Below are 15,763 nucleotides of genomic sequence, written 5' to 3'. Positions count from 1 at the left end.
TGTGACCAAGATTCTTGAGTAAAAGTAAAAAAGGGTTGGCGTGCAGCTTTTAAGCTGCACGCCGCTGGGTTAAAGAAGAACAATACTTTGGCAAAAGTCTCCACTTTAAGGAGGGACGAGAATTGGCTAATCAGAAGATTAGAATCCGCTTGAAAGCCTTTGATCATCGGGTGCTGGATCAGTCGGCGGAGAAGATTGTGGATACGGCGAAACGGACCGGAGCGGTGGTCGCCGGCCCCATCCCTTTGCCGACGGAGAGGAGTGTCTTTACGGTCCTGCGTTCCGTCCATATTGACAAAGACTCCCGCGAACAGTTTGAGATGAGAACGCATAAACGGTTGATTGATATCTTGGAGCCCAGTGCCAAGACGGTGGATGCGCTGATGCGCCTGGATCTGCCCGCTGGTGTCGACATAGAGATTAAGTTATAGTCTGCTGTTCTTATCCGCTTATGAAATTTTTTTGTCAAGGTTAGGAGGTGACTCGGTTGGCAAAAGGAATTCTCGGGAAAAAGATTGGAATGACGCAAGTATTTACTGAGGCGGGGAGTTTGGTTCCTGTGACGGTTGTGGAAGCGGGACCCTGTCTGGTTGTCCAGGTCAAAACCGAGGAGAAAGAAGGATATACCGCCGTTCAATTAGGTTTTGGCGAAAAGAAAGCCAAACAGACGAACAAGCCGATGCAAGGCCATTTTGCGAAAGCAGGTGTAAAACCGTTACGGTTTTTACGTGAGTTTCGGATTAGTCCGGAAGAAGCCGACCAGTACAAAGTGGGTGAAGCCATTGACGTTTCCCTGTTTAAAGAGGGAGATTTGGTGGACGTGGTCGGTCAGGCCAAAGGGAAAGGTTTTGCCGGTGCCGTGAAAAGGCATAACTTCAACCGCGGGCCAATGTCCCATGGTTCGATGTACCACCGGAGACCCGGTTCGCTCGGGGCTACTGGACCAGAGAGAGTCTTTAAAGGACGGAAACTTCCCGGACGGATGGGCGGACACCGTGTTACGATCCAAGGTTTAGAAGTGATCAAAGTTGATCCGGAGAAGAACCTTCTTTTAATTAAAGGAGCGGTTCCCGGTCGTAACGGCGCGTTGGTCCAGGTCAAAAAGAGTGTGAAAGTACGGAGCTAAATGGATTACCCACGAGGAGAGGAGGATTGGCATGCCGATTTTACCGGTTTATAATATGGACGGGAAAAAGGTCGGTGAGATGAACCTGGCCGATACGGTCTTTGCCACCAATATAAATGAACACCTCTTGCACCAAGCGGTTCTCATGCAACTGGCTTCCCGCCGTTTAGGTACGGCAAAGGCAAAAACCAGAGGTGAAGTCCGTGGTGGCGGGGCCAAACCATGGCGACAAAAGGGAACCAGCCGCGCCCGTCACGGCAGCAGGAGATCGCCGTTGTGGGTGGGGGGCGGCGTGGTATTTCCGCCAGTACCCCGCGCTTACGGTTTTAAAATGCCGAAGAAAGCCTGGCGTCAGGCTTTACGGTCGGCTTTGACGGCGAAGGTGAAGGACGACAAACTGATCATTTTGGAAGACTTGAAATTTGAAACCCCAAAAACCAAAGCCGCGCTTGCGGTGTTAAACAATTTGAACGTGGCGAACGCCAAAACCCTAGTGGTGCTCGCGGAGAAAGATGAAAACGTGACCAAATCCGTGCGTAATCTGCCTGGAGTCTCATCGATGAAGACGGATGGTCTTAATGTTTACGATATTCTCCTCCACGACCACCTGCTACTGACCAAAGAGGCCGTGGGCCGCATCGAGGAGGCGTTGGCATAATGGATCCGCGTGATATCATTAAAAAACCGATTGTGACCGAGAAAAGTACCCGCCTGATGGAGATGAACAAGTATTGTTTTGCGGTAGACCGGCGGGCCAATAAGGTTCAGATTAAGGAAGCAATCGAAAGTATTTTTAACGTTCGTGTCCTGGACGTCAATACCATGCAGATGTTAGGCAAGATGAAAAGGATGGGACGCCATGAAGGGCGCCGCCCCAACTGGAAAAAGGCCATTGTGACCTTGGAACCGGGGAGCCGGATTGAATTCTTTGAAGGCGTCTGATCCATTTTCGCGGTAAAGGAGGTATTAAAGTGGCTATTAAGAAATATAAACCCACTTCGCCCGGTCGTCGTTTTGTCTCCGTATCCTCCTTTGAAGAGATTACTAAGACCGAACCGGAAAAATCTTTGCTCGAACCGTTGAAGAAGACCGGTGGCCGCAACGCGCAGGGACGGGTTACTGTACGCCACCGGGGCGGCGGGCACAAAAGGATGTACCGGCGAATTGATTTTAAACGGGATAAATTCGGGATTCCGGCCAAAGTGGCGGCCATAGAGTACGATCCGAACCGGACGGCCCGGATTGCGCTTCTCTACTATGCCGACGGGGAAAAGCGGTACATCATCGCACCGGATGGGTTACAAGTCGGCGATACGGTCGTTTCCGGCCCGGACGCCGATATTAAAGTGGGAAACGCTTTGCCCCTCGCCAATATTCCGACCGGTACGGTTATTCACAACTTGGAACTGGTCAAGGGAGCCGGTGGACAGCTGGTTAAAAGTGCCGGTGCCGGTGCCCAACTGATGGCCAAAGAAGGTGAATATGCCCACGTGCGGTTGCCTTCGGGGGAAGTCCGGCTAATTCGCCAGGAGTGTATGGCCACCATCGGACAGGTCGGCAACATTGACCATGAGAATATTACCATTGGTAAAGCCGGACGCAAGCGCTGGCTTGGAATTCGCCCGACGGTGCGCGGTGTGGCGATGAACCCGGTGGACCACCCCCATGGTGGTGGTGAAGGTCGTTCACCGATTGGGCGGGCCCCGGTTACGCCTTGGGGTAAACCGGCTCTTGGTCGCCGGACACGGAAAAAGAAACCATCCGATCGGTTGATCATTAAACGTCGGGCATGAGGCCGGAAGGGAGGAAGGATAAATGGCTCGTTCACTAAAAAAAGGTCCGTATATTGACCCTAATTTACTCAAGAAAGTCGTCGAGATGAATAAAAGCGGCGAAAAACGAGTGATTAAAACTTGGTCGCGCCGGTCAACAATCTTCCCGGAACTGGTTGGCCATACATTAGCAATTCATGATGGTCGTAAGCATGTACCGATTTATATAACCGAGGAAATGGTCGGTCATAAACTGGGTGAATTTGTGCCGACCCGTCTTTTCCGTGGACACGGTGGTGCCAAGACGGAGAAAAGCACTGGTTTAAAGTAAGACGGGAATTGACTTTGGAGTCTTAAGTTTTAACGGTAAGACAGGAAGTAAGATAAATTCGAGGATTCGTCCTAAGAACGAGGGGAGGCGAGTCGATGGAAGCCAAAGCAGTAGCACGTTATGTCCGGATCGCACCACGGAAGGTACGCCAGGTGGCGAACGAAATTAAAGGGAAAGCCGTGGACGAAGCGCTGCAGATCCTGAAGTTTACACCCCGGGCGGCGGCGGAAGTTTTGGAGAAAGTACTAAATTCGGCCGTTGCCAATGCGGAGAATAATCATGATCTAGACCGTAGTAATTTAGTGGTCGCCAAAGCCTGTGTCGACCAGGGGCCGACGATGAAACGGTTCCGGGCCCGGGCGCAAGGGCGGGCCGCGGCCATTCGGAAAAGAACCAGTCATATCACGATTATCGTGAAAGAGAAGGAGGGTTGAGGAAATGGGGCAGAAAGTTCATCCGGTAGGTCTTCGGGTTGGTATCATTCGTGATTGGGAAGGCCGTTGGTTTGCGGAGAAAGATTATGCCACCCTCCTCCATGAGGATTTGAAGATCCGCCGGTTTATCAAGTCGAAACTCTATAATTCCGGGATTGCCCGGGTTGAGATTGAAAGAGCGGCGAACCGGGTTAAAGTGACAATCCACACGGCACGGCCGGGGATGGTGATCGGCCGCGGCGGTGCGGAAGTGGAGAACCTCCGCAAAAGTCTGGAGAAGTTAACCGACAAGCAGGTGTCATTGAACATTGCCGAGGTTAAAGTTCCGGACCTCAATGCACAGTTGGTGGCGGAGAACATCTGTTTCCAACTGGAACGCCGGAGTTCATACCGCCGGGCGATGAAACAGGCGATCAGCCGGGCGATGAAACTGGGCGCTTTGGGCGTCAAGATTAAATGCAGCGGCCGCCTGATGGGGGCCGAGATTGCCCGGAGTGAGGGATACAGTGAAGGGAAAGTACCCCTGCATACGCTGCGGGCTGATATTGATTATGGTTTTGCCGAAGCCAATACTACCTACGGCAAGATCGGTGTGAAAGTATGGATTAATAAAGGCGAGGTTTTGCCGGAGAAAAAGGCCGCTGAGGGTGAGGAGGGAAAGTAAATGTTGGTTCCAAAGAGAGTCAAACACCGTAAGGTGATGCGTGGTCGGATGAAAGGGATGGCTTACCGCGGTTCCCAACTTACCCTTGGCGAATATGGGTTGCAAGCAGTGGAACCGGGTTGGATCACGAACGTCCAGATCGAGGCGGCCCGTGTGGCCTTGACCCGTCATATCAAGCGTGGCGGTAAGGTTTGGATCAAAATCTTCCCCGATAAACCGGTCACGGCCAAACCGGCCGAAACCCGGATGGGTAGCGGTAAAGGATCCCCCGAACACTGGGTGGCAGTGGTGAAACCGGGCCGGATCATGTTTGAGATTGGCGGGGTTGATGAAGAATTAGCCCGTGAAGCTTTACGCCTGGCCGGGCATAAACTGCCGATTAAAACGAAATTCGTAAAACGCGAGGAAGCGGGTGGTGAGTCCAATGAAAGCTGAAGAAATTAGAGCAATGACCAGTGAAGAACTGCAGAAGAAACTCGCTGACCTCAAGACGGAACTCTTCAACCTTCGTTTTCAGCTGGCCACCGGGCAACTGGATAATACAGCGCGGGTAAAAGCCGTTCGGAAAGATATTGCTCGGGTGAAAACGATCATGCACGAACGGGAAACGAAAATTAGGGCATAGAAGGAGGTTGAATGAGGAATGTCTGAGCGTCTAAGCAGGAGAAAGACGAGAGTTGGTCGGGTTGTCAGTGACAAAATGGACAAAACGGTCGTTGTTGCTGTCGAGCGTATGGAACAGCACCCGTTGTATAAAAAGACTATCAAACGGACGACGAAGTTCAAAGCCCATGACGAAAACAACGAGTGCCGGATTGGCGACGAAGTGAAGATTATGGAGACCAGACCTTTGAGCAAAGAAAAACGCTGGCGGGTTGTGTCGATCATTAAGAAAGCGGAGTAATCCGTTCCCTTATGGTTTGGTCGATGGACGATAACCTCTCTAAAATGTGGATGGAAAGGGGGATACAGTTATGATTCAAGTGGAGTCCTACCTTAACGTGGCTGATAACTCCGGAGCAAAAAAACTGATGTGCATCCGCGTCCTGGGCGGTTCCAAAAAACGTTATGCCGGGGTCGGCGACCTGATTATCGCCGTGGTGAAAGACGCCCTTCCCCCTTCGGCAGCCCGGAAAGGGGCCGGAATTGTCGGGGTAAAGAAGGGTGAGATCGTCAAAGCCGTTGTGGTGCGGACGACGAAGGAGACGCGCCGCCCGGATGGTTCCTATATTCGTTTTGATGATAATGCGGCCGTGATCATCAATGACCAGATGAATCCGCGGGGAACCCGTATTTTCGGGCCAGTGGCGCGGGAACTGAGAGAGAAGAATTTTATGAAGATTGTCTCGTTGGCACCCGAGGTCTTATAGAATTGGTGCAAGGGAATTCTTAAGCAGAGGGGAGGTATAGTCATGGTAGGCAAGACCCATCTCCGTAAGGGAGACGAAGTTGTTGTGCTCTCCGGAAAAGATAAAGGTAAACGTGGCAAGATTCAACGGGTGTTTCGTCGTGAAGGCAAGGTCCTGGTGGAAGGGATTAACCTGGTCAAGAAACACGCCAAACCCACTAAAGACAATCCCCAAGGCGGGGTGATCGATAAACCGATGCCTCTTTCGGTGTCTAAAGTGATGCTGGTTTGTGGTGGCTGTGGTCAGCCGTCGCGGATTAGTCGTGACCGGAACCCAGACGGTTCATTGGTAAGGATCTGTAAAAAATGTGGTCACCAAATCAAGTAAAGATTAACGGAGACGGATTAAATCACCTAAATGTTTTGAGTTTGGGAGGAGGTGCTGACCATGTCTCGCTTGCGGGAGAAATATGAGAAGGAAGTTATCCCGAGCTTACAAAGCCGTTTTGGTTATAAAAATATTATGCAGGTCCCCCGTTTGGAAAAGGTCGTGATCAGTATGGGGGTGGGTGAAGCGACCCAGGATCCGAAGCTGATTGACGGGGCGGTCAACGACTTGACGCAGATCGCCGGACAGAAGCCGATTGTGACGAAGGCGAAAAAATCCATCGCCAACTTTAAGGTGAGAGCGGGCGCCTCGATCGGGTGCAAAGTGACTTTACGCGGAGAACGCATGTATGAGTTCCTCGATAAACTTTTCCATGTGGCTTTACCGCGGATCCGTGACTTTCGCGGTGTGTCCCCCAAATCCTTCGATGGGCGTGGCAACTACAATCTCGGTCTTCGGGAACAATTGATCTTCCCCGAAATCAACTACGACCAGATCGATAAGATTCGGGGAATGAATGTGGTGATTGTCACGACAGCCCAGAGTGACGAGGAAGGTTATGAGTTGTTGAAATCCCTCGGCATGCCTTTCCGGGCGTCCTAAGTAAAGGAGGATTAACAAATGGCCAAGAAATCGATGATTGTAAAAGCAAATCGGAAGCCGAAATTTCCGGTCCGGGCGTACAACCGGTGTAAGCTTTGTGGCCGTCCCCGTGCTTACATGCGGAAATTTCAGATTTGCCGTATTTGTTTCCGGAATCTGGCCCACCGCGGCGAGCTCCCCGGTGTGGTAAAAGCCAGTTGGTAAGGAAGGAGGTAACGGAGCATGGTCGTAACGGACCCAATTGCCGATATGTTGACCCGCATTCGTAATGCCAATATCGCCCGGATTAAACAGGTTGACGTCCCGGCGTCAAATATCAAAAAGGAATTGGCCCGCCTGCTGAAAGAGGAAGGCTACATTCAGGATTACGAATTGATCGAGGATAATAAACAAGGGGTCATCCGTCTGTACTTGAAGTATAACGGGAAGAAACGGGTGATCACCGGCCTGAAGCGGATTAGCCGACCGGGGCTCAGGGTTTATGTGGAAAAGGATCAGATCCCGAAAGTCCTTGGGGGTTTGGGGATTGCCATTCTTTCCACGTCCAAAGGGGTTGTGACCGATAAAATTGCCCGCCAGTTGGGAGTCGGAGGCGAAGTCCTCTGCTTTATCTGGTAACGCGTTGGTGTTATGAGAAGCAGTCGCGGGATTTATTATTGAATTCATAAACCAAGAACCGGATTTGGAATGGGGGTGTAGACAGTGTCCAGAATTGGCTTAAAACCGATTAATATCCCAACTGGGGTTGAACTTAAGATAGACGGCAATGTGGTGCGGGTCAAAGGGCCGAAAGGGGAATTGACCCAAGAGATCCCCGCCGGGATCAAGGTCGTGCAAGACGGTGCCGTCGTAAAAGTAGAACGGCCAAATGACGATGGACATTACCGTGCCATGCACGGGTTAACCCGGAGCCTAATCGCCAATATGGTGGAAGGGGTAACCAAAGGTTTTCAGAAGACCCTGGAGATTAACGGGGTTGGTTACCGGGCAACGCTGCAAGGGAAAAAACTGGTATTGTCCATTGGTTATTCACATCCGGTTGAATTTGAGGCCCAACCTGGAATCGAAATTGAAGTCCCGGCGCCGAACCGGATTATTGTTAAAGGCGCGGATAAGCAAAAAGTCGGGCAAATGGCTGCCGAGATTCGTGATGTCCGTCCGCCGGAGCCCTACAAAGGCAAGGGTATTAAATACGCCAATGAGACAATTCGTCGTAAGGCCGGTAAGGCTGGGAAAGCCGGGAAATAGTCCGCGGAAAGGAGTGGAGATTGGTGTTTAAGAGGATCGATCGCAACGAAGCGCGGGTCCGCCGTCATATCCGGTTGCGGAAAAAATTGTCCGGGACCACCGAGCGGCCCCGATTGTCAGTTTATAAAAGCCTTCACCATATTTACGCACAGATCATCGATGATGTTCAGGGGAGAACCCTGCTCTCCGCCTCCACCGTCGAACCGGAAGTACGGACGCAGCTTAACGGGTACGGCGGGAACATCGAAAGTGCGAAGCTGGTTGGGAAATTGATTGCCCAGAGGGCAAAGGATAAAGGGATTACCAAAGTTGTTTTTGACCGTGGCGGCTATAAGTATCATGGACGCATTGCGGCCTTGGCGGAAGCAGCGCGCGAGAACGGATTGGAGTTTTAAGTAAAGGAGGGATATGATGAAACGGATTAACCACAATGAACTGGAACTGACCGAGCGCGTGGTCTTCATCAACCGGGTCGCGAAGGTGGTTAAAGGCGGACGTCGCTTTAATTTCAGCGCATTAGTGGTGGTTGGCGACGGCCAGGGCCATGTCGGTGTGGGGTTAGGTAAAGCCGGCGAGGTACCGGAGGCTATCCGTAAAGGTGTTGAGGATGCCAAAAAGAAATTATTTACCGTGCCAATTGTCAACACCACGATCCCTCATCCGATCGAGGGAAAATTCGGAGCCGGCAAAGTTGTCCTTAAGCCTGCGGCACCTGGTACTGGTGTGATTGCCGGTGGACCGGTGCGTGCGGTTTTGGAACTGGCGGGCATTCGTGATATCTTGACCAAATCGATTGGTTCATCCAACCCCTTGAATATGGTCAACGCCACCGTGGCTGGGTTGAAGGCATTGCGAAAAGCGGAAGAAGTGGCTGCTTTACGTGGGCTTCCGTTAGAAAAAGTTCAAGGCTAAGGGGTGGAGAAAAATGCCGAAGAAGAAAGAGAAAAACTTGGTTGTTACCTGGAAACGGAGTACGATTGGACGGAGTAAAGACCAGAAGGCAACGATTGCCGCCCTCGGCTTCAACCGGTTGAACCAGACGCTTGTCGTGCCCAATAATCCGGTAATCCAAGGGATGATCAAGAAAGTTGAACATCTAGTGGAAGTAACTGAGGAATAGGAGGTGCCAGCATGAGGCTTGAGGAATTAAAACCGGCAGCTGGGTCGAGAGCCACGCGCAAACGGGTTGGCCGGGGAATTGGTTCCGGTTTAGGGAAAACCTCCGGGCGTGGTCATAAAGGCCAGAAGGCACGCTCCGGCGGGGCGAAAGGACCGACCTTTGAAGGCGGGCAGACCCCTTTGCAGCGTCGGTTGCCAAAGCGGGGTTTTAAGAATTTTAACCGTAAAATCTGGGCGGAAGTTAATATTGAAAGTTTGAATTGTTTTGCGGATGGGACGGAAGTTACCCCGGAACTTTTACTGGCAAACGGTTTGATCAAAAAAGTTTACGATGGGGTGAAAGTACTAGGCCGGGGCGAACTGGAGAAGAAACTGACCGTAAAAGCCCATGCTTTTAGCGGATCAGCCACCACCAAGATTGAGGCGGCCGGCGGTAAAGCAGAGGTGATATAGGATGTGGGAGTCAATTAAAACTGCGTTCCGCATTCCGGAGATCCGGAAGAAAATATGGTGGACTGTTTTCCTGTTGGCGGTTTTTCGCTTGGGTTCGTATATTGTTGTACCAGGAATGAGCTCCTTTGATTTAGGGGAGCATGGTCTCTTTAGCCTCCTGGATATGTTTTCCGGAGGGGCGCTCAGCAATATGTCCCTCTTCGCGCTCGGGGTCCAACCGTACATCACATCTTCGATCATCATCAACCTTTTAACCGTGGTGATCCCGGGGTGGCAGGAGCTTTCCAAGGAAGGCCCCGAAGGGCGGAGAGTTCTAGCCCGGTATACGAAGTACGGCACCGTCATCCTCGGTTTGATTCAGGCTTTTGCGATCACCATGAATTTCCGGGGGGCAATGGACGACCCGAACAGCGTGGGGTCCTTGCTTAGTATTGTCTTAATCATGACGGCCGGAACGGTTTTCCTGACTTGGCTTGGTGAGCATATCTCCGAACGGGGAATCGGGAACGGAGTTTCCATGCTGATCTTTGCCGGTATTGTCGCCCGTTTTGTCCCGGATGCGGTCCTGACCCTGCAAACGGTCGGAGAAGGGGGACCTTCACTCATTGGGTTGATCCTCTTTTTAATCTTGTCCGTTTTGATTGTGGCCTTTGTGGTCATCGTAACGCAAGGGGAAAGAAAGATTCCGGTGCAGTATGCCAAACGGGTCGTTGGGCGGAAAATGTACGGGGGGCAAGCCACCCATATGCCGCTCCGCGTCAACCAGGTTGGTGTTATTCCGGTGATCTTTGCTTCATCGGTCTTGGCCTTCCCGGTGACCATTGCCACTTTCTTCCCGCCGGAGAGCGGTTTCATCAAGTTTGTCCAGAAGTTCCTTTTTCCTGGTCAGCCAATTTACTTGGTCCTTTATGCGATCTTTATTTTCCTTTTCTCCTATTTTTACACGGCTGTTACCTTTAACCCGATGGAAGTAGCCGATAATCTGAAGAAATACGGCGGTTTTATTCCGGGTATTCGTCCGGGACGCCCGACCGCCGAGTATCTGGATAAGATTTTAACCCGCATCACAACGGCCGGGGCACTCTTTTTAACCTTTGTCGCATTACTCCCCTATCTGCTGGGCCCTTTAACGGGAATTCGGCAGATTGGGTTTGGCGGTACCAGCCTCTTGATTGCCGTTGGGGTGGCGATTGATACGATGAAACAGATTGAGGCGCAGCTCGTGATGCGTCAGTATGAAGGTTTTCTCAAGTAGTAAGGAATTGAGTAGGTGAGTTTTTTGCAACTTATTCTTCTGGGTCCACCGGGGGCGGGAAAAGGAACGCAAGCCGCCCGCATTGGTGCGGAATTTAAGATCCCACCGATCTCCACTGGTGATATCTTCCGGGAAGCAATTAAAAAGAAGACTCCCCTGGGCGAGCAGGCCGAAAGATACATGAAGGCCGGGGAACTGGTCCCCGATGAGTTGGTGCTCGGGATCGTCAAAGAGCGTTTGGCCGCGCCCGACACCGCCCAGGGCTTTCTCCTTGACGGTTTTCCCCGGACCCTGCCACAGGCGGTTGCTTTTGACCGGTACCTGGCGGAAAAAGGGCAAGCCTTGACGGCGGTGATCAATATCGAAGTTGATCCGGAGATTTTAGTGGAGCGCCTGTCGGGTCGCCGGATCTGCCGGGATTGCGGTGCAGTTTACCATGTGGTGACCAAGAAGGAAAGGCAACCCGGGGTCTGCGATCTTTGCCAAGGCCAACTGATCCAGCGTGAAGACGACGCGGAAGCGACGGTCCGTAACCGGCTGACGGTTTATGCCCAGCAGACCGCGCCCTTAATTAAGTACTACCGCGAAGCCGGACTATTATTGACGGTTGATGGCGCCCAGCCCATCGACGATGTTTACCAGGCGATTGTGACTGGGGTCCGCCAACGGGTAGGCCAATGATCACTAGGAAATCCCTGTTTGAACTTGACCGGATGCGGAAAGCCGGGGAAATTACCCGGTTGATCCTGGGCCGGATTGCGGCGGCGGTCAAACCTGGGATTACCACAAAGGAACTGGATGAACTGGCGGAGGCGGCGGCCAAGGAGTTTGGGGTTAAACCGGCGTTCAAGGGTTATCAAGGTTTCCCGGCGTGTGTTTGTACCTCAGTCAATGAGCAGGTGGTGCATGGGATACCCGGACCACGGAAGTTGAAAACCGGGGATATTATCAGTCTGGACTTTGGCGTGGTGTATAAAGGATATTACGGTGATGCGGCGGTAACAGTAGGAGTCGGTGAGATTGCCCCTGAACATCAGCGGTTACTGGAAGTCACGCGTGAGGCTTTATGGAAGGGGATCAACGCGGCCCGGGCGGGAAACCGGTTGTCGGCGATCTCCCGGGCCATTCAGGAACATGTGGAGAGCAACGGGTTTTCGGTGGTTCGTGATTTTGTCGGTCACGGGATCGGGCAGGCCATGCATGAAGAACCACAGGTGCCCAACTATGTTTCCCCTCTCCAAAGTTATAACCCGGTCTTGAAGCCGGGCATGACCCTGGCGATTGAACCGATGGTCAATGCCGGTTCCTATCAGGTTAAGATCGACCCCCGCGACCACTGGACGGTGACAACAATGGACGGGTCCTATTCGGCCCACTTTGAGCATACCGTATTGGTGACCGAGGGAGAGCCCGAGATCTTAACCCAACTGCGGGAGAGCCGGGGGGATGACGGGGGCATGGTGCAATGGTAAAGACGGCGGTGACGGAAGTCCGTTTGGGACAAAAGGTGATCTCAACCCGCGGGCGGGATGCCGGGAGCATTTTCCTTGTTGTCGGCTTGCTCAATGAAGACTATGTTCTGGTGGCGGACGGGCGAAAACGTTCCATGGAGCGGCCGAAGAAGAAAAACCGGAAACACCTCTCCCTCACCCTACAAGTGGACACGGCGATTGCGAAAAAACTGTCTGCCGGTCAGCCGGTAGCGGATGAAGAGATTGTCGACGCTATCCAGCGTTTGGGGGAAAATTTAAAGGAAGGTGAGGTTAACCTTGGGGAAAGATGATATTATCGAAGTCGAGGGGACGGTAATTGAGCCGTTGCCGAACGCAATGTTCCGGGTAGAGTTGGCCAATGGCCATGTCGTTTTGGCGCATATCTCCGGGAAAATGCGGATGAACTTTATTCGAATCTTGGCCGGGGACCGGGTGACGGTGGAATTATCTCCTTACGACTTGACCCGCGGCCGGATTGTCTACCGTTATAAATAATCCTTCTTTGCATTTTCCCTCGGCTCGGGTAGTGATTTCAATTTGTAAAAGTGAGGAGGTAAACCATTGAAAGTTGCGCCGTCTGTGAAAGCAATATGTGAGCATTGTAAGATTATCCGTCGAAAAGGGCGGGTTATGGTAATCTGTGTTAATCCCAAGCATAAGCAGAAACAGGGTTAAAGGAGGGAAAAAGAGTGGCACGTATTGCGGGTGTCGATTTACCAAGGGATAAACGATTGGAAATTGCCTTGACTTATATTTATGGTATTGGGTTATCCTTATCCCGTGAGATTCTGGCAAAAACCGGCGTCAACCCGGATACCAGAGTGCGGGATCTGACCGAAGACGAGATCTCAAGGCTCCGTGAAGTGATCGATCATGAGTATAAGGTCGAAGGGGATCTCCGCCGGGAAGAAAGCATGAACATCAAACGGCTGATTGAGATCGGAAGTTATCGTGGGCTCCGGCACCGTCGGGGTTTACCGGTCCGCGGGCAAAGGACGAAAACGAACGCCCGGACCAGAAAAGGCCCGGCGAAAACGGTAGGACGTAAGAAAAAGGCATAAAGGAGGGATAAGCAATGGCTTCTCCGCGTAAAGGAACCAGAAGCAGAAGAAGAGAGAAGAAATATGTAGAGAACGGTGCGGCCCATATTAAGTCTACATTTAACAATACGATCGTGACCATTTCCGACCTGAACGGTAATGTTTTATCCTGGTCTTCGGCCGGAGCAATGGGTTTTAAGGGTTCGCGGAAGAATACCCCTTACGCGGCCGGTATGGCAGCAGAAAGTGCGGCGAAAGCAGCGATGGAATATGGTCTCAAACAAGTTGAGGTTTATGTGAAGGGGCCAGGCGCGGGACGGGAAGCGGCGATTCGCTCTTTGCAAGCGGCCGGCTTGGAAGTGAGCATGATTAAAGACGTTACTCCGATTCCGCACAACGGTTGCCGTCCACCGAAACGGCGTCGGGTCTAACTAGAGGAGGTGTAAAAACTAGATGGCAAGATATATCGGTGCAGTATGTAAAATTTGTCGTCGCGAAGGGGAAAAGCTGTTTCTCAAAGCGGACCGTTGCCTTTCCGATAAATGCAGTTTTAACCGGAGGAGCTACCCCCCTGGACAGCACGGGGAAGGACAAGCGCGCCGCAAATTGTCCGAATATGGTTTGCAGCTCCGGGAGAAACAAAAATGCCGCCGGATTTATGGCCTTTTGGAGACCCAGTTCCGCCGGTACTTTGAGATGGCCGAACGGAAAAAGGGTATTACCGGTGAGAACCTGTTGCAGCTCCTGGAAACCCGGTTGGACAATGTGGTCTACCGTTTAAGGCTGGCCGGATCCCGGCGGGAAGCACGGCAGCTGGTCAGGCATGGGTTCTTCCGTGTTAATGACCGTAAAGTTAACATCCCTTCTTACCAGGTAAAACCGGGCGATGTCATTACCTTGAAAGAGAATGCCAACAAGTCGCCGTTGATTAAAGGTATTCTCGAGGCGAATGATGGCAAAAATATTCCTGAATGGTTAGAATTGGATACTAACAACTGGACCGCACGGGTTGTTTCGATCCCTACGCGGGAACAGATCGACGTTCCGGTTCAGGAACACCTCATTGTCGAGCTATACTCCCGTTAAACTCATGGTCTACGCCTGGACCTAAGGATGGAAGGGAGGCTTTTGTATGATCGAAATCGAAAAACCCAGAGTGATCATCGACGAAATCAAAGACGACCGGTATGGTCGCTTCATCGTTGAGCCGTTGGAGCGAGGATACGGGACGACCCTCGGTAATTCTTTGCGGCGGGTGCTGTTGTCATCTTTACCGGGGGCAGCGGTTACGGCGGTGAAGATCGAAGGTGTCCTGCATGAGTTTTCGACGATCCCGGGGGTAGTGGAAGATACCACCGAGATCATTATGAACCTGAAGAAGATAATGGTAAAGATTCACGGGGATGGCCCGCAGGTTGCCCGGCTCGAAGTGAGGGAGAGCAAAGAGGTGACGGCGGCCGATATTATGGTCCCCAGTGATGTGGAGATTTTAAACCCGGACCATCACATTGCCACCGTGAGTGAGGGTGGTAGTCTGGTGATGGAGATCACTTTCGACAAAGGTCGAGGATATGTTCCAGCCGAACGGAACAAGAAACCGGATGCGGTGATCGGGACAATTCCGGTTGATTCCATCTTTACCCCGGTGCACAAGGTCAATTATGTGGTGGAAGACACCCGTGTAGGTCAGATTACGGATTATGACCGGTTAGTTCTGGAGTTGTGGACCAGCGGTAGTATCAACCCGGTGGAAGCCGTGAGTTTAGCGGCGAAAATCCTGACTGAACATTTGATGCTCTTCGTCAACTTAAGTGACACGGTCAGCGAGGCCGAGATCATGGTGGAGAAAGAGGAAGAATCGAAGGATAAGATCCTGGAAATGAACATCGAAGAGCTGGATTTGTCGGTCCGGTCGTACAACTGCCTGAAACGAGCCGGAATTAATACGGTGCAAGAATTAATCAAAAAGACGCCGGAGGATATGATGAAAGTGCGTAACCTCGGGAAGAAATCCCTCGAGGAAGTGGAGTCGAAGCTTGCCGCACTTGGTCTCTCCCTCCGGAAGTCGGAAGAATAATTCCTTCCACCTGTTTTCACCGATAAATATTTCAAGAACCCGGTCCAATTTCATCCTGAAGGAGGGAATTACCATGAACTTACGACGTTTAGGTCGCCCGGCGGGCCACCGGAAAGCGCTTTTCCGTAATTTGGTTACCGAACTCATTAGACATGAGAAGATTACCACTACGGAGACAAAGGCAAAAGAGATTCGGGCTTTGGCCGAAAAAATGATTACCCTGGGGAAACAAGGGGACCTTAGTGCCCGTCGTGAAGTTGCCAAAGTGATCATGGATAAAGCCGTGGTCAAAAAACTCTTTGACGAGGTTGCGACCAGGTATGCGGATCGGAACGGGGGTTACACCCGCGTGGTGAGAATCGGACCCCGTCGTGGCGATGCCGCGCCGATGGCTGTGATCGAACTAGTCTAA

The 15,763-nt window shown here is 51.9% G+C and carries 32 protein-coding genes; all 32 read left to right on the top strand.

What is annotated here, in order from left to right:
- Positions 1-122: 122 nt before the first annotated feature.
- The 32 genes from rpsJ (at position 123) to rplQ (ending at position 15,763) form a co-directional block, all read left to right on the top strand.
- Entirely contained in the window at positions 123-431 is a 309-nt protein-coding gene (rpsJ, locus tag G5B42_RS03305) for a 30S ribosomal protein S10 (protein WP_181339011.1), read from the top strand.
- A 56-nt stretch (positions 432-487) separates the two neighbouring features.
- Entirely contained in the window at positions 488-1,126 is a 639-nt protein-coding gene (gene rplC, locus G5B42_RS03300) for a 50S ribosomal protein L3 (RefSeq protein WP_181339010.1), read from the top strand.
- A gap of 31 nt (positions 1,127-1,157) precedes the next feature.
- Positions 1,158-1,784: a 50S ribosomal protein L4 gene (gene rplD, locus G5B42_RS03295; RefSeq protein WP_181339009.1), complete on the top strand. Its 627-nt coding sequence runs from the start codon at positions 1,158-1,160 to the stop codon at positions 1,782-1,784.
- Positions 1,784-2,068: a 50S ribosomal protein L23 gene (gene rplW, locus G5B42_RS03290; protein ID WP_187350923.1), complete on the top strand. Its 285-nt coding sequence runs from the start codon at positions 1,784-1,786 to the stop codon at positions 2,066-2,068. Before rplD ends, rplW begins: the two co-directional genes overlap by 1 nt.
- A gap of 29 nt (positions 2,069-2,097) precedes the next feature.
- The gene (rplB, locus tag G5B42_RS03285; protein ID WP_181339008.1) at positions 2,098-2,919 is read left to right on the top strand and encodes a 50S ribosomal protein L2; all 822 of its coding nucleotides are present in this window, start codon (positions 2,098-2,100) and stop codon (positions 2,917-2,919) included.
- 22 nt (positions 2,920-2,941) lie between these two features.
- Complete coding sequence (rpsS, locus tag G5B42_RS03280; RefSeq protein ID WP_181339007.1) at positions 2,942-3,229, top strand: 30S ribosomal protein S19; 288 nt, start codon at positions 2,942-2,944, stop codon at positions 3,227-3,229.
- A gap of 95 nt (positions 3,230-3,324) precedes the next feature.
- Positions 3,325-3,663 carry a 50S ribosomal protein L22 gene (rplV, locus tag G5B42_RS03275; RefSeq protein ID WP_181339006.1) on the top strand — a complete coding sequence of 113 codons (339 nt, stop codon included), beginning with the start codon at positions 3,325-3,327 and terminating at the stop codon, positions 3,661-3,663.
- 4 nt (positions 3,664-3,667) lie between these two features.
- Positions 3,668-4,327 carry a 30S ribosomal protein S3 gene (rpsC, locus tag G5B42_RS03270; protein WP_181339005.1) on the top strand — a complete coding sequence of 220 codons (660 nt, stop codon included), beginning with the start codon at positions 3,668-3,670 and terminating at the stop codon, positions 4,325-4,327.
- On the top strand, positions 4,328-4,762 hold the full coding sequence (gene rplP, locus G5B42_RS03265; protein ID WP_181339004.1) for a 50S ribosomal protein L16: 435 nt from the start codon (positions 4,328-4,330) through the stop codon (positions 4,760-4,762).
- Complete coding sequence (gene rpmC, locus G5B42_RS03260; protein ID WP_181339003.1) at positions 4,752-4,952, top strand: 50S ribosomal protein L29; 201 nt, start codon at positions 4,752-4,754, stop codon at positions 4,950-4,952. The genes rplP and rpmC overlap by 11 nt, the downstream gene beginning before the upstream one ends.
- Before the next feature lie 18 nt (positions 4,953-4,970).
- Positions 4,971-5,231 carry a 30S ribosomal protein S17 gene (rpsQ, locus tag G5B42_RS03255; RefSeq protein WP_181339002.1) on the top strand — a complete coding sequence of 87 codons (261 nt, stop codon included), beginning with the start codon at positions 4,971-4,973 and terminating at the stop codon, positions 5,229-5,231.
- Positions 5,232-5,301: 70 nt separating this feature from the next.
- Positions 5,302-5,697: a 50S ribosomal protein L14 gene (gene rplN / locus G5B42_RS03250; protein WP_181339001.1), complete on the top strand. Its 396-nt coding sequence runs from the start codon at positions 5,302-5,304 to the stop codon at positions 5,695-5,697.
- A gap of 42 nt (positions 5,698-5,739) precedes the next feature.
- On the top strand, positions 5,740-6,063 hold the full coding sequence (rplX, locus tag G5B42_RS03245; protein ID WP_181339000.1) for a 50S ribosomal protein L24: 324 nt from the start codon (positions 5,740-5,742) through the stop codon (positions 6,061-6,063).
- Between the two features lie 60 nt (positions 6,064-6,123).
- A complete protein-coding gene (gene rplE / locus G5B42_RS03240) occupies positions 6,124-6,666 on the top strand; it encodes a 50S ribosomal protein L5 (RefSeq protein WP_181338999.1) in 543 nt (180 codons plus the stop codon).
- An 18-nt stretch (positions 6,667-6,684) separates the two neighbouring features.
- Positions 6,685-6,870, top strand: a complete 186-nt coding sequence (locus G5B42_RS03235) for a type Z 30S ribosomal protein S14 (RefSeq protein ID WP_181338998.1) — start codon at positions 6,685-6,687, stop codon at positions 6,868-6,870.
- 18 nt (positions 6,871-6,888) lie between these two features.
- The gene (rpsH, locus tag G5B42_RS03230; protein ID WP_181338997.1) at positions 6,889-7,284 is read left to right on the top strand and encodes a 30S ribosomal protein S8; all 396 of its coding nucleotides are present in this window, start codon (positions 6,889-6,891) and stop codon (positions 7,282-7,284) included.
- 84 nt (positions 7,285-7,368) lie between these two features.
- Complete coding sequence (gene rplF, locus G5B42_RS03225) at positions 7,369-7,914, top strand: 50S ribosomal protein L6 (RefSeq protein WP_181338996.1); 546 nt, start codon at positions 7,369-7,371, stop codon at positions 7,912-7,914.
- A gap of 23 nt (positions 7,915-7,937) precedes the next feature.
- Positions 7,938-8,309 carry a 50S ribosomal protein L18 gene (rplR, locus tag G5B42_RS03220; RefSeq protein WP_181338995.1) on the top strand — a complete coding sequence of 124 codons (372 nt, stop codon included), beginning with the start codon at positions 7,938-7,940 and terminating at the stop codon, positions 8,307-8,309.
- Between the two features lie 16 nt (positions 8,310-8,325).
- Positions 8,326-8,826: a 30S ribosomal protein S5 gene (gene rpsE / locus G5B42_RS03215; RefSeq protein ID WP_269206140.1), complete on the top strand. Its 501-nt coding sequence runs from the start codon at positions 8,326-8,328 to the stop codon at positions 8,824-8,826.
- Between the two features lie 13 nt (positions 8,827-8,839).
- Entirely contained in the window at positions 8,840-9,034 is a 195-nt protein-coding gene (gene rpmD, locus G5B42_RS03210; protein ID WP_181338993.1) for a 50S ribosomal protein L30, read from the top strand.
- Positions 9,035-9,045: 11 nt separating this feature from the next.
- A complete protein-coding gene (gene rplO / locus G5B42_RS03205; protein ID WP_181338992.1) occupies positions 9,046-9,486 on the top strand; it encodes a 50S ribosomal protein L15 in 441 nt (146 codons plus the stop codon).
- Between the two features lies 1 nt (position 9,487).
- Positions 9,488-10,741: a preprotein translocase subunit SecY gene (gene secY, locus G5B42_RS03200; RefSeq protein WP_181338991.1), complete on the top strand. Its 1,254-nt coding sequence runs from the start codon at positions 9,488-9,490 to the stop codon at positions 10,739-10,741.
- A gap of 24 nt (positions 10,742-10,765) precedes the next feature.
- Positions 10,766-11,422, top strand: a complete 657-nt coding sequence (locus G5B42_RS03195; protein WP_181339030.1) for an adenylate kinase — start codon at positions 10,766-10,768, stop codon at positions 11,420-11,422.
- Entirely contained in the window at positions 11,419-12,213 is a 795-nt protein-coding gene (gene map, locus G5B42_RS03190) for a type I methionyl aminopeptidase (protein ID WP_181338990.1), read from the top strand. The genes G5B42_RS03195 and map overlap by 4 nt, the downstream gene beginning before the upstream one ends.
- Positions 12,207-12,524: a KOW domain-containing RNA-binding protein gene (locus G5B42_RS03185; RefSeq protein WP_181338989.1), complete on the top strand. Its 318-nt coding sequence runs from the start codon at positions 12,207-12,209 to the stop codon at positions 12,522-12,524. The genes map and G5B42_RS03185 overlap by 7 nt, the downstream gene beginning before the upstream one ends.
- Positions 12,511-12,729 carry a translation initiation factor IF-1 gene (infA, locus tag G5B42_RS03180; protein WP_181338988.1) on the top strand — a complete coding sequence of 73 codons (219 nt, stop codon included), beginning with the start codon at positions 12,511-12,513 and terminating at the stop codon, positions 12,727-12,729. The genes G5B42_RS03185 and infA overlap by 14 nt, the downstream gene beginning before the upstream one ends.
- A gap of 66 nt (positions 12,730-12,795) precedes the next feature.
- Positions 12,796-12,909, top strand: a complete 114-nt coding sequence (gene rpmJ, locus G5B42_RS03175; protein WP_181338987.1) for a 50S ribosomal protein L36 — start codon at positions 12,796-12,798, stop codon at positions 12,907-12,909.
- 14 nt (positions 12,910-12,923) lie between these two features.
- Positions 12,924-13,295: a 30S ribosomal protein S13 gene (gene rpsM / locus G5B42_RS03170; protein ID WP_181338986.1), complete on the top strand. Its 372-nt coding sequence runs from the start codon at positions 12,924-12,926 to the stop codon at positions 13,293-13,295.
- A 14-nt stretch (positions 13,296-13,309) separates the two neighbouring features.
- Positions 13,310-13,705: a 30S ribosomal protein S11 gene (gene rpsK, locus G5B42_RS03165; protein ID WP_181338985.1), complete on the top strand. Its 396-nt coding sequence runs from the start codon at positions 13,310-13,312 to the stop codon at positions 13,703-13,705.
- 22 nt (positions 13,706-13,727) lie between these two features.
- Positions 13,728-14,360 (top strand): 30S ribosomal protein S4, encoded by a 633-nt coding sequence (gene rpsD, locus G5B42_RS03160; protein ID WP_181338984.1) that lies wholly within the window; start codon positions 13,728-13,730, stop codon positions 14,358-14,360.
- 46 nt (positions 14,361-14,406) lie between these two features.
- Positions 14,407-15,351 carry a DNA-directed RNA polymerase subunit alpha gene (locus tag G5B42_RS03155; protein WP_181338983.1) on the top strand — a complete coding sequence of 315 codons (945 nt, stop codon included), beginning with the start codon at positions 14,407-14,409 and terminating at the stop codon, positions 15,349-15,351.
- Between the two features lie 73 nt (positions 15,352-15,424).
- Positions 15,425-15,763: a 50S ribosomal protein L17 gene (rplQ, locus tag G5B42_RS03150; protein ID WP_181338982.1), complete on the top strand. Its 339-nt coding sequence runs from the start codon at positions 15,425-15,427 to the stop codon at positions 15,761-15,763.

This window comes from Capillibacterium thermochitinicola (assembly GCF_013664685.1).
In the GTDB taxonomy this organism is placed as follows: domain Bacteria; phylum Bacillota; class UBA4882; order UBA10575; family UBA10575; genus Capillibacterium; species Capillibacterium thermochitinicola.
Note: the sequence above shows the minus strand (reverse complement) of the source record. Positions and strands in the feature narration are given on the sequence as shown.

Coding starts and splice junctions, on each gene's coding strand:
- rplD (WP_181339009.1), top strand. CDS start 1,158: ATGCCGATTTTACCGGTTTATAATATGGACGGGAAAAAGGTCGGTGAG.
- rplW (WP_187350923.1), top strand. CDS start 1,784: ATGGATCCGCGTGATATCATTAAAAAACCGATTGTGACCGAGAAAAGT.
- rpsS (WP_181339007.1), top strand. CDS start 2,942: ATGGCTCGTTCACTAAAAAAAGGTCCGTATATTGACCCTAATTTACTC.
- rplV (WP_181339006.1), top strand. CDS start 3,325: ATGGAAGCCAAAGCAGTAGCACGTTATGTCCGGATCGCACCACGGAAG.
- rpsC (WP_181339005.1), top strand. CDS start 3,668: ATGGGGCAGAAAGTTCATCCGGTAGGTCTTCGGGTTGGTATCATTCGT.
- rplP (WP_181339004.1), top strand. CDS start 4,328: ATGTTGGTTCCAAAGAGAGTCAAACACCGTAAGGTGATGCGTGGTCGG.
- rpmC (WP_181339003.1), top strand. CDS start 4,752: ATGAAAGCTGAAGAAATTAGAGCAATGACCAGTGAAGAACTGCAGAAG.
- rpsQ (WP_181339002.1), top strand. CDS start 4,971: ATGTCTGAGCGTCTAAGCAGGAGAAAGACGAGAGTTGGTCGGGTTGTC.
- rplN (WP_181339001.1), top strand. CDS start 5,302: ATGATTCAAGTGGAGTCCTACCTTAACGTGGCTGATAACTCCGGAGCA.
- rplX (WP_181339000.1), top strand. CDS start 5,740: ATGGTAGGCAAGACCCATCTCCGTAAGGGAGACGAAGTTGTTGTGCTC.
- rplE (WP_181338999.1), top strand. CDS start 6,124: ATGTCTCGCTTGCGGGAGAAATATGAGAAGGAAGTTATCCCGAGCTTA.
- G5B42_RS03235 (WP_181338998.1), top strand. CDS start 6,685: ATGGCCAAGAAATCGATGATTGTAAAAGCAAATCGGAAGCCGAAATTT.
- rpsH (WP_181338997.1), top strand. CDS start 6,889: ATGGTCGTAACGGACCCAATTGCCGATATGTTGACCCGCATTCGTAAT.
- rpsE (WP_269206140.1), top strand. CDS start 8,326: ATGAAACGGATTAACCACAATGAACTGGAACTGACCGAGCGCGTGGTC.
- rpmD (WP_181338993.1), top strand. CDS start 8,840: ATGCCGAAGAAGAAAGAGAAAAACTTGGTTGTTACCTGGAAACGGAGT.
- rplO (WP_181338992.1), top strand. CDS start 9,046: ATGAGGCTTGAGGAATTAAAACCGGCAGCTGGGTCGAGAGCCACGCGC.
- secY (WP_181338991.1), top strand. CDS start 9,488: ATGTGGGAGTCAATTAAAACTGCGTTCCGCATTCCGGAGATCCGGAAG.
- map (WP_181338990.1), top strand. CDS start 11,419: ATGATCACTAGGAAATCCCTGTTTGAACTTGACCGGATGCGGAAAGCC.
- G5B42_RS03185 (WP_181338989.1), top strand. CDS start 12,207: ATGGTAAAGACGGCGGTGACGGAAGTCCGTTTGGGACAAAAGGTGATC.
- rpsK (WP_181338985.1), top strand. CDS start 13,310: ATGGCTTCTCCGCGTAAAGGAACCAGAAGCAGAAGAAGAGAGAAGAAA.
- rpsD (WP_181338984.1), top strand. CDS start 13,728: ATGGCAAGATATATCGGTGCAGTATGTAAAATTTGTCGTCGCGAAGGG.
- G5B42_RS03155 (WP_181338983.1), top strand. CDS start 14,407: ATGATCGAAATCGAAAAACCCAGAGTGATCATCGACGAAATCAAAGAC.
- rplQ (WP_181338982.1), top strand. CDS start 15,425: ATGAACTTACGACGTTTAGGTCGCCCGGCGGGCCACCGGAAAGCGCTT.